Origin of the sequence: Streptomyces sp. NPDC014006 (genome assembly GCF_043088925.1) — a bacterium.
Taxonomy (GTDB): Bacteria; Actinomycetota; Actinomycetes; order Streptomycetales; family Streptomycetaceae; genus Streptomyces.
This window is the reverse complement of sequence record NZ_JBICAJ010000019.1, coordinates 66,319-76,548: the sequence shown is the minus strand read 5'-3', so window position 1 is coordinate 76,548 and position 10,230 is coordinate 66,319. Positions and strand designations below refer to the sequence as shown.

Here is a 10,230-nt window from a genome sequence, read left to right as displayed (position 1 = left end):
GAGATCATGGGCGTGCTGCATGAGCGGTTCGCCTCGGGTGCGGCTGCGGCGAGTCCGGAGCAGCTGGGCGAACTGCGCACGCTGCAGGACATCGTGAGCTTCATATCCGGCCAGGACGCGCCCACCGCGCAGGCCGGCCCGTCCGTCGCCCCGGCGGCGCCGGCGCCCGAACCGGAAGCCGGCCCGGAGCGTGGGCGGATCGGCCGGGCGCAGGCCGCCCTGGCCGAACTGCCGATGCCCGACCAACTGGTCAACGCCTACCCCGCGTCCTCCGGCGCACTGCTGGTGGACGACGGTGGTGACCTGGCCCCGGAGATCGCCGCCAGGCTTCAGGCGCAGGGCTGGAAGGTGCACGTGCTGCGGCTGCCCGGCGTACCGCAGCGGGTGGACGACACCGTGGATCACGCGCTGACCGGCTGGGGTGTCACCGAGCTGGCCTCGCGGATCGAGGAGGCGTTGGGCGAGCGGATCAGCCTGGTGCTCGACCTGTGCACCAAGCCCCCGGCGGACTGGGCGGAGGGAGTGCGGCGCCTGGCCCACACCCTGCTGGTGGCCAAGCACCTGGCGGAGCCGCTGAGCACCGCCGCGGCCTTCGGCCGTACCGCCTACGCCACCGTCACCCGGCTGGACGGTTCCTTCGGCCTCGGCGGTGTCGACGAGCGACTGGCGCCGATCGGCGGTGTCGCCGGTCTGGCCAAGACGCTGGCCGTGGAGGCCCCGGAGGTCTTCTGCCGTGCCGTCGACCTGGCCCCCGGCCTGGCACCCGGCGCCGCCGCCGCGCTGGTGCTCGGCGAGGTGCACGACGCCGCCACCGAGCCCGTCCAGGTCGGCCACGACGGCACCCGCCGCGTCACCCTCACCCTCGGCGAGCAGCCGCTGCACCCGGCGGACGCGCAGCCGGAGCCGTTGAGCTCCGAGGACCTGCTGGTCGTCACCGGCGGCGGGCGCGGCATCACCGCGACCTGCGTGGTGGAGCTGGCGCGCCGTCACCAGCCGGGCATGCTGCTGCTGGGCCGGACCCCGCTGGAGGAGGAGCCGGTGTGGGCGCGAGGAGTGCAGGACGCCGCCGCGCTCAAGGCGGCCGCGGTGGCCGACCTGAAGGCTGCCGGCGAGAAGCCCACCCCGAAGCGGGTCGAGCAGGCCTACCGGGCCGTCGTCGGCGGCCGCGAGGTCCGGGCGACCCTTGATGCGCTGCGCGCCGCGGGCAGCCAGGCCGAGTACCTGGCGGTGGACATCACGGACCCGGAGGCCACGGCGGCCGCCCTCGCCCCCTACCGGAGCCGGATCACCGGCCTGGTCCACGGCGCAGGAGTCCTCGCCGACCAGCTGATCGCGCAGAAGAAGGCCTCCGAGATCGAGCGGGTCTTCGCCCCCAAGCTGGCGGGGCTGCGCGCCGTGACGGCCGCGCTGGACGCCGACGCGCTGCGGCACGTGGTCCTGTTCTCCTCGGTCGCCGGCTTCTTCGGCAACCGCGGCCAGTCCGACTACGCCATGGCCAACGAAGCGCTCAACGCCTGGGCCTCCTCCTGGAAGCAGCGTCATCCCGGCGCCCGGGTCACCTCGCTCAACTGGGGCGCCTGGGACAGCGGCATGGTCTCCCCGGAGATCAAGGCCGTCTTCCGGGATCGCGGCATCACCCTCATCCCGCAGGAGACCGGCGCGGCGATGTTCGCCGACCAGTTCGCCGCCGGGCGCGCCGACGACGTGGTGACCGTGCTCGGGCCGACCACCCCGCTCTCCGAGCGCGTTCCGTCCGCCCCGGCCGCGACCATCACGGTCGAGCGGCGGATCGCCGATCTGGACCGGGATCCGCTCGTGGCCGACCATGTGATCGGCGAGGCCCCGGTGCTCCCGGCGGCCGCGGCGCTCGGCTGGGCGATCGGCGCGGTGGAGCGCGCCACCGGCGGCGAGGTCCGCCAGGTGCGCGAGTTCTCCGTGCAGAAGGGCATCGTCTTCGACGGCGCGCAGCCGGAGAACGCCCGCCTCGTCATCAGCCCGCTGCCGGAGGCCCCCGGCACCGTGCAGGTGGCCATCCGCTCGGTGGACAAGGACGGCGCGGTGCGACCGCACTACGCCGTCGTGCTGGACGCCACCCCGACCGCACCGCAGGCGCCCGTCGCCGGACTGCCCGCGCTGGGCGGCGGCCGCGCCGCCGACAGCCTCTACACCGACGGCACCCTCTTCCACGGCCCCTCGCTGCGCGGCATCCGGCGGGTGCTCGCCGAGGAGGAGTCCCGGCTCGTCCTGGAGTGCGCGCTCGCCGAGCACCGCGCCGAGGGGGGCGCCTTCGCCGGAGCCCACTACGCCCCCGGCACCGCCGACCTGCTGCTGCAGGCCGCCCTGGTGTGGGTGCGGCTGTTCCGGGGCAGCGCCGGGCTGCCGCTGGCCGTCGACCGCGCCGAGCTGCACCACCCGCTGCCCGACGGTGAGCCCTTCCTCGTCCTGGTGGAGCCCGGCACTGCCGGCGCCGGCGCCGAGGCCCGGCTCTCCGTGACCGCCTGTGCCCCCGACGGACGGGTGCTGATGCGCCTGCACGACGTGTCCGTCATCTCGGCGCCGCAGCTCACGGCCAAGTTCGTCAGCGGCTGACCGGCCTGTCCGTATCCGACTGACGACCTGACCGGTCGGCCCGGCCGGCGCCTTTCGCGCCCGCCGGCCGGGCCGACCGACCTACGGAGGGACCTCGCTCTGATGAGCAAGTACGCCATCGTCGGCCTGTCCTGTCTCTTCCCGGGCGCCCGCACCCCCGCCGAGTTCTGGCAGAACCTGCGCAACGGGGCGGACGCCCGCCGGGAGGGCGGAGACGAGATCTTCGGCGCAACGCCCCTGGACGCCGATCTGGACCCGCAGCACCGCATCTACTGCCACCGCGGCGGCTTCATCACCGACTTCGCATTCGACCCCACCGGCTACCGCCTCGACCCCGAGCAGCTCACCCGCCTCGACCGGATCTTCCACTGGTCGATGCACACCGCCCGTGAGGCGCTGCGGGACAGCGGTTACGAGGCCCGGCCCGAGACCCTCGACCGCACCGCCCTCATCCTCGGCAACTACTCCTTCCCCACCCCGACCTCGGGCCGGATCAGCATCCCCCTGGCCCGGGAAGCGGTGCTGGAGGGCCTGCGCCGAGCCGGGCTGCCCGTGCCGGCCGGGCTCCCGGAAGGCACCCCGCTGGTCGACACCGAACTGCTGCGCGGCGAGCACCTGCGGGTCAGCGGCTCCCCGGCGGCCGTCACCGCCGCCGCGCTCGGCCTGGGCGGCCCGCGCTACGCCCTGGACGCGGCCTGTTCCTCCGCGCTCTACGCGCTCAAGCTGGCCTGCGCCCATCTCGCCACCGGTCAGGTGGACCTGGTGCTGGCCGGCGGCGTCTGCGCCCCCGACCCCACCCTCATCCACCTCTCCTTCAGCGACCTGCACGCCTATCCGGAGAGCGGCTTCAGCCAGCCCTTCGACAACCGCTCCGAGGGCATCCTGACCGGGCAGGGCGCCGGGATGGTCGCCGTGAAAAGGCTCGCCGACGCGCTGCGGGACGGCGACCGCATCCACGCCGTCATCGACGGCATCGGCCTGAGCAACGACGGCAGCGGACGCCACCTGCTCGTCCCGCAGGGCGGCGGGCAGCTCGCCTCCTACGAACTCGCCTACGCCGAGGCCGGGGTGGACCCGTCCACCATCGACTACCTGGAGTGCCACGCCACCGGCACCCCCCTCGGTGACGCCACCGAGGCCGAGTCCGTGGCCGCGTTCTTCGGCCGCCACGGCAAGGTCCCGCTGATCGGCTCGGTCAAGGGCAACATCGGGCACCTGCTCACCGTCGCCGGGCTGAGCAGCATGCTCAAGGTCATCCTGGCCATGGACGAGGGCCACATCCCGCCCACGATCGGCGTCGAGCAGCCGGTGCGCTCGAGCGACGGACGAGTGGGGGAGGAGGTGCTGGTCCGCGAGGGCCGGCCGTGGCCCGAAGGGGTGGGCCCGCTGCGCGCGGCCGTCTCCGCGTTCGGCTTCGGCGGCACCAACGCGCACGTCGTGCTCTCCGCGCCCGAGGCCGCGGAGACCTGGGAACCCGTAGAGGAGGCCCCGGCCGAGCCGCCCGCGCTGGACATCGTCGGCCTGGGCGCGCACTTCGGCCCACTCGAAGGAGTGGACGCCCTGGAACGGGCCGTCCACGAGGGCGCGGACGCGTTCGGCCCGCTGCCCGAGCGGCGCTGGCGCGGCCTGGATCAGACCGGCGGCGGAACGCTCGAACAGGCCGGGCTGACGGGGGAGTCCGTACCGCACGGCGCCTACGTCGACGGGGTGGACATCGACCCCGTCGACCACAAGATTCCCCCCGCCGACCTGCGCACCTACAACCTGCAGCACGCCCTGGCCACCCAGGTCGCCGACGAGGCACTGCGCGACGCCGGGTACAGCCGGGCCGTCCCGCCGGGCGCGAGCGCACCCGAGCCGCGGCGGATCGCGGTGGTGGTGGCGATGGAGCTGGAGCCGTACACCCACGCCCGGCTCACCCGGTACACGCTGGGGAGCTTCCTGCGGGAGCAGTTCCAGGCCGCGGGAGTGGAGCTGAGCGAGCAGCAGCTCGCCGCGATCGCGTCGGTGGGCCGGGACGCGGTCGTGCCGCCGATCGTGGCCAACGAAGTGCTCAGCTACATCGGCAACGTGATGGCCAGCCGCATCTCCTCGCTGTGGAACCTCACCGGTCCGTCCTTCACCGTCTCGGCGGAGGGCTCGGGGACCGCGGAAGCCCTGGAGGTCGCCCGGCTGCTGCTGCTCGACCCGGGGATCGAGGCGGTGCTGATCGGCGCGGTCGACCTCACCGGCTCCGCCGAGCACCTGCTGCTGCATCCCGACGCGGTCTCCGAGGCGGGCCTGACCTTCGCCGAAGGCGCCCGCGGTGTCCGGATCGGCGAGGGCGCCGGCGCGGTCGTCGTCACCCGCAGCGGCCAGGCCGAGGGCGGCCGGGTCTACGCCCGGCTGGACGCGCTGAGCGTCGGCGCGGCCCAGGCCCGCGACGGCGCGGCACCGCGGGCGGACGCCGACACGCTGGCGGCCACCGCGGAAGGGGCCCTGGCCGCCGCCGGGATCTCCGCCGCGGAGGTCGGCTACGTCGAGGCCCACGCGGCGGGCACCGCCGACGAGGACCACGACGAACTCACCGCCCTGGCACGCGTGTACCGCCAGAAGACGGAGGCGGCGGCCACGGCGGCCGACGACGGCCCGGCGGCGGGCAGCGCCGTCGACCCCGCGCGCGTCGTCGCGCTCGGCAGCGTCAAGGCGCAGCTCGGGGACGCCGGTTGCGCCTCCGGGATGGCCGGGCTGATCCGCACCGTGCTCTGCCTGCACGGCGGCTACCTGCCCGGGACGCCCGGATGGGAGCGGCCGGCCCCCGAGCACGTGGACGCCTTCGCCAACTCCGCGCTGTACGTGCCGCAGCGGTCACGCCCCTGGTTGCGTTCGTCGCGCCGGGCGAGGCGGTACGCCGCTGTCAGCATGGTGGGCGCGCAAGGCGGTTGCGCGCATCTGGTGCTGTCCGCGGACGGGACCCGCGGGCGCGTGGTGGACGGTGACTGGCAGCGGGCCCAGGGCCCGATCCTGCTGGCGCTCTCCGCCGCGAGCCTGGACGGGCTGCTGGCCTCCGTCGAGCGGCACCGCGGCCTGCTGGACTCAGGAGCCGACCCGCTGGCGCTGGCCCGCGCGGCCGCGCGCGAACTCGCCGGCGCGCCCCTGCGCGCGGTGCTCGTCGGCCGGGACACGGCCGATCTGGTCCGGCAACTGGAGCTCGCTGCCCGGGACATCCCCGGCGCGCACGCCGCCGGCGGCGAGTGGGCCACCCCGGCCGGCTCCTACTTCACCGCCCGTCCGATCGGCCCCGAGGGCAAGGTCGCGCTGGTCTACCCCGGTGCGTTCAACTCCTACCCGGGCCTCGGCCAGGACCTGTTCCGCGCCTTCCCCGGCCTGCTGGAGCACTTCGAGGCGCAGGCCGAGGAGCCCGCCCGGCAGCTGCGCTCCGCCCTGCTGTACCCGCGCACGTATGTGACGCCGGGCCGGCGGGAGCTGATGGAGCTGGAGTCCGCGCTGGGCGACGACGTGCCGTTCATGCTGGCCACCGGCACCAGCTTCGCCATCCTGTACACCCACCTGGTGCGGGAGATCCTGGGCGTCACCGCGCACGGCGGCTTCGGCTACAGCCTGGGCGAATCCAGCATGCTCTTCGCCACCGGCGGCTGGGCCGCCGAGGGCCGCCGGGACGATCTGATCAGCAACACGCCGATCTTCCGGGACCGCCTGGTCGGCGCCCGCCGCACCGTGCGCGAGCTGTGGCAGGACATCCCGGCCCCGACCCCCGACAAGGACCTCTGGGCCTCGCACGTCCTGCTCACCGACCAGCACACCGCGCAGGCCGCGCTGGCGCACTACGACCGGGTGTTCCTCACCCACGTCAACACCCCCGGCGAACTGGTGATCGCGGGCGACCCCGCGCAGTGCCGCGCGCTGATCGAGGAGCTGGGCTGCCCGGCGGCACGCTCGCCTGTCAGCGTGGTGATGCACTGCCCGGTGGTCGACGCCGAACTCGAGGGCCTGGCCGGGCTGAACGACTACCCGACCGGTTCGCTCCAGGGCCTGGAGCTGCTGTCCGCCTACGACTACCAGGAGCTGCCCGGCCTCGACCGGGAGCGCATCGCCCGGCGTATCGCGCACACCCTGCGCTCCACCATCGACTTCCCGCGCCTGATCCGCACCGCCTACGACCGGGGCTACCGCTACTTCATCGAGGTCGGCCCCGGCGCCACCTGCTCGCGCTGGGTGCGCGACACCCTCGGCGAGCAACCACACGTCGCGGTCTGCGCGGACCGGCGCGGAGTGCCGGCCGCCAAGTCGATCGCCCAGTTGGTCGCGCGGCTGGTCGGGAACGGCCTGCCCGTGGACCTCACCGCGCTGCTCGGCCCGCAGGACGAGGCCCAGGCGGCCGTTCCGGCGCGGCGCACCGCCCGGTTCCGGGTGGGCGGCGGCGACTCGGTACCGCAGAAGGTGGCCCAGGGAGTGCGTGCCATCGCCCCCGCGGCCCAGCCGCTGTCGGACCGTCAGTCGATCGCCCGGCCGGTCACCGCGTCGGTGGCCGCACCGCTCCCCGCATCCGAACCGTCGCCCGCGCCCGCCGCCGTTTCCGCTTCAGCACCTGCCTCCGCCCCCGTCCCGTCCACCGCACCGGAGGAACCCGATCTCATGCCCGCCGACCCGACCGTCGCGGACCCCGAGGCCATCGTCTTCGAAGGCGACCCGATCGCCTTCCTGCCGTGGGCGCCGACGAGCCCGCCGCAGCCCGTCACCGCGGCCTCCGTCCTCTCCGGCCCGCCCGCCACACCGTCCGGCCCCCTGGCCCCCGCGGAACCGAACGGCGCCGGCACGCCCGCCGACCCGAACGGCGCCGGAGCACGCGCGGATCGGAACGGCGCCGCCGCGTCCGCGGCGGACCTGGTGCGGGAGCTGCGCCAGCAGATGGTCGCCACTCACTCGGTGGTGATGGAGACCCAGCGCGTCCTGCAGAACGCCACCCTCAGCCGCGCCGAGGCGTTGCTCGCGGGACAGTCGGTCCCGGCGCAGGCCCGGCCGGAGCCGGTCTCCCCCCTGCACGGCGCAAACGCACCCCGGCCCCCCGCGGTGTCCGCGTCCGAGCCCGCCCCGGCCCTCACGGCCGCGTCATCTCTCCCTGCCGAGCCGGCCGCGTCACCTCTCCCTGCCCAGCCGGCCGAAGCCGCCGCGACCCCCTTCGCGGCCCCGCCCGCCGGACCCGACGCGTCCGGGGACGCTCCGCTGGAGGGGGTGATCTGGGACGAGGCCGCGCTGCTGGAGTTCGCCACCGGATCCGTGGCCAAGATCTTCGGACCGGAGTTCGCGCCGATCGACGCCTACGCCAAGCGCGTACGCCTGCCCGCACCGCCGTACCACTTCGTCACCCGGGTGACGAAGCTGGACGCGCGGACCGGCACGTTCGGACCCGCCACCATCACCACCGAGTACGACATCCCCGAGGACGCCTGGTACCTGGTGGACGAGGGCGCGCCGCCGGCCGTCACCGTCGAGGCCGGCCAGTGCGACCTGCTGCTGGTCAGCTACCTCGGCATCGACTTCCGCAACAAGGGGGAGCGGGTCTACCGCCTGCTGGACAGCTCCCTGATCTTCCGCGGGGGTCTGCCGCGAGCCGGCCAGACGCTGCGCTACGACATCTCCATCGACCGCTTCGTGCACAACGGCGACACCACGCTCTTCTTCTTCAGCTACAACTGCTACGCCGACGGCGAGCTGATCCTCGAACTCCGCGACGCCTGCGCCGGGTTCTTCAGCAAGGAGGAGCTGGCCACCCCGCTCGGCGTCGTCATCACCGACCGTGAGCGCGCCGAACGCGCGGCCCTGACCAAGGGGTACTTCAAGCCGCTCGCCCGCACCGACAAGACGCTGCTCACCAGGGCCGACCTGGAGCTGCTCGCACAGGGCCGGCACGGTGAGGTCTTCGGCCCAGAGCACGCCCAGGACGAGGGCCTCAACCCGGCGCTGCGCCTGCCGGACGCGATGCTGCGGATGGTGGACGAGGTGACGGTGGACCGCCTCGGCGGCCCGCGCGGCCTCGGCAAGCTCACCGCCGTCAAGCATCTGCAGCCGGACGCCTGGTACTTCACCTGCCACTTCCCCGACGACCCGGTACTGGCCGGCTCGCTGGTGGCCGAGGGCGCGGTGCAGCTGCTGCAGACGTACCTGCTCTACCTGGGCATGCACCTCACGCTGCCGGACGCCCGCTTCCAGACCGTCACCGACGAGCGGATCGACGTCCAGGTACGCGGCCAGGTCACCCCGGAGCACCGGGAGATCCGCTACGAAGTCGAGATCATGGACATCACGCTGCTGCCGCGGCCGACCGTGATGGCCGACATCCTGGTCTACCTCGGCGACAAGCCGGTCATCAAGATGCGCAACCTCGGCCTCCAGGTGCGCGAGAAGGACGGCACCCCGTACCGCCCGGAGAGCGGGGGAGTGCCCGCCTTCCTCGGCCGCCGCAACCGCAGCGGCGAGCCCGCGATGATCAACGAGCTGCACCTGGCGCACGCTGCCAAGGGCCTGCTGGACATGGCGATGGGCCCGGAGTTCGAGATCTACCGCACCAGCCGCGCGCCCTACATCCCCAACGGCGACTTCCAGTTCGTCGACCGGGTGATGTCGCTCAAGGGCACCCGCGGCGACCTGGGCCCCGGCTCGGAGATGGTCACCGAGTACGACTCGCCCGAAGACGCCTGGTACTACCAGCAGAACTCCTACCCGCACATGCCCAACTGCGTGTACATGGAGACCTCGCTGCAGGCGGCCATCTTCCTCGGCTACTACCTCGGCGCCACCCTCAAGGACCCGCAGCAGCAGTACGCCATCCGCAACCTGGACGGCCGGGCCACCCTGGTCAAGGACGTCGACCTGCGCGGCAAGACCATCCGCCACCACTCCAAGCTGCTGATGACCAGCGCCGTCTCCGGCGCCGTACTGCAGAACTTCTCCTACGAACTGTCCGCCGACGGCGAGGTCTTCTACACGGGCGAGTCCCTCTTCGGCTACTTCAGCGAGGCGGCGCTCACCAACCAGGTCGGCCTGGACAACGGCAGCCATGTCGCGCCCTGGATCGAACAGCACCGGCCCGACACCGAGCGGGTGCGCCGTATCGAACTGCCCGCCGACGCGCCCGCGTTCACCGACCCCGCCGGCGGCCACCTGCACCTGCCCGGCGGCCATTTCCACCTGGTGGACCACGTCGACCTGGTCACCGACGGTGGCCGGCACGGCGCCGGCTACCTGCACGGTCACCGCCAGGTGCGGCCCGACGAGTGGTACTTCGACTGCCACTTCCACCGCGACCCGGTGATGCCCGGCTCGCTCGGCGTGGAGGCCGTGCTCCAGGCCATGCGGCTGTTCGTGCTGGAACAGGGCCTGGCCGAGGGCATCGAGAACCCGCGCTTCGCCATGGCCACCGGGGTGGAGATGAGCTGGAAGTACCGCGGCCAGATCCTGCGCAACGACGGCGAACTCCGCTTCGACGTGCACATCAAGGAGGTGCGGCGGGAAGCGGACCGGCTGCTGCTGATCGCCGACGCCGACCTGTGGAAGCCGGGTCTGCGCATCTACGAGCTCACCGACGCGGCCATCGAGGTTCGCTCCGCCCCCGCCCACGCCTGAACCAGCCGAGGAGCTGCG

Annotated in this window: 2 protein-coding genes; both read left to right on the top strand. The window is 73.7% G+C overall.

Going from position 1 to position 10,230, the window contains the following annotated elements; all coding sequences use genetic code 11:
• Positions 1-2,589, top strand: a 2,589-nt coding sequence (locus ACF1GV_RS38830) for an SDR family NAD(P)-dependent oxidoreductase (protein ID WP_391691130.1), incomplete at its 5' end; no start/stop codon positions are given.
• A gap of 102 nt (positions 2,590-2,691) precedes the next feature.
• Entirely contained in the window at positions 2,692-10,212 is a 7,521-nt protein-coding gene (locus tag ACF1GV_RS38825; RefSeq protein ID WP_391691127.1) for a beta-ketoacyl synthase N-terminal-like domain-containing protein, read from the top strand.
• Positions 10,213-10,230 lie beyond the last annotated feature (18 nt).

What these genes read in the sequence shown, in the direction of transcription:
- ACF1GV_RS38825 (WP_391691127.1), top strand. Translation starts at nt 2,692, where the DNA reads ATGAGCAAGTACGCCATCGTCGGCCTGTCCTGTCTCTTCCCGGGCGCC.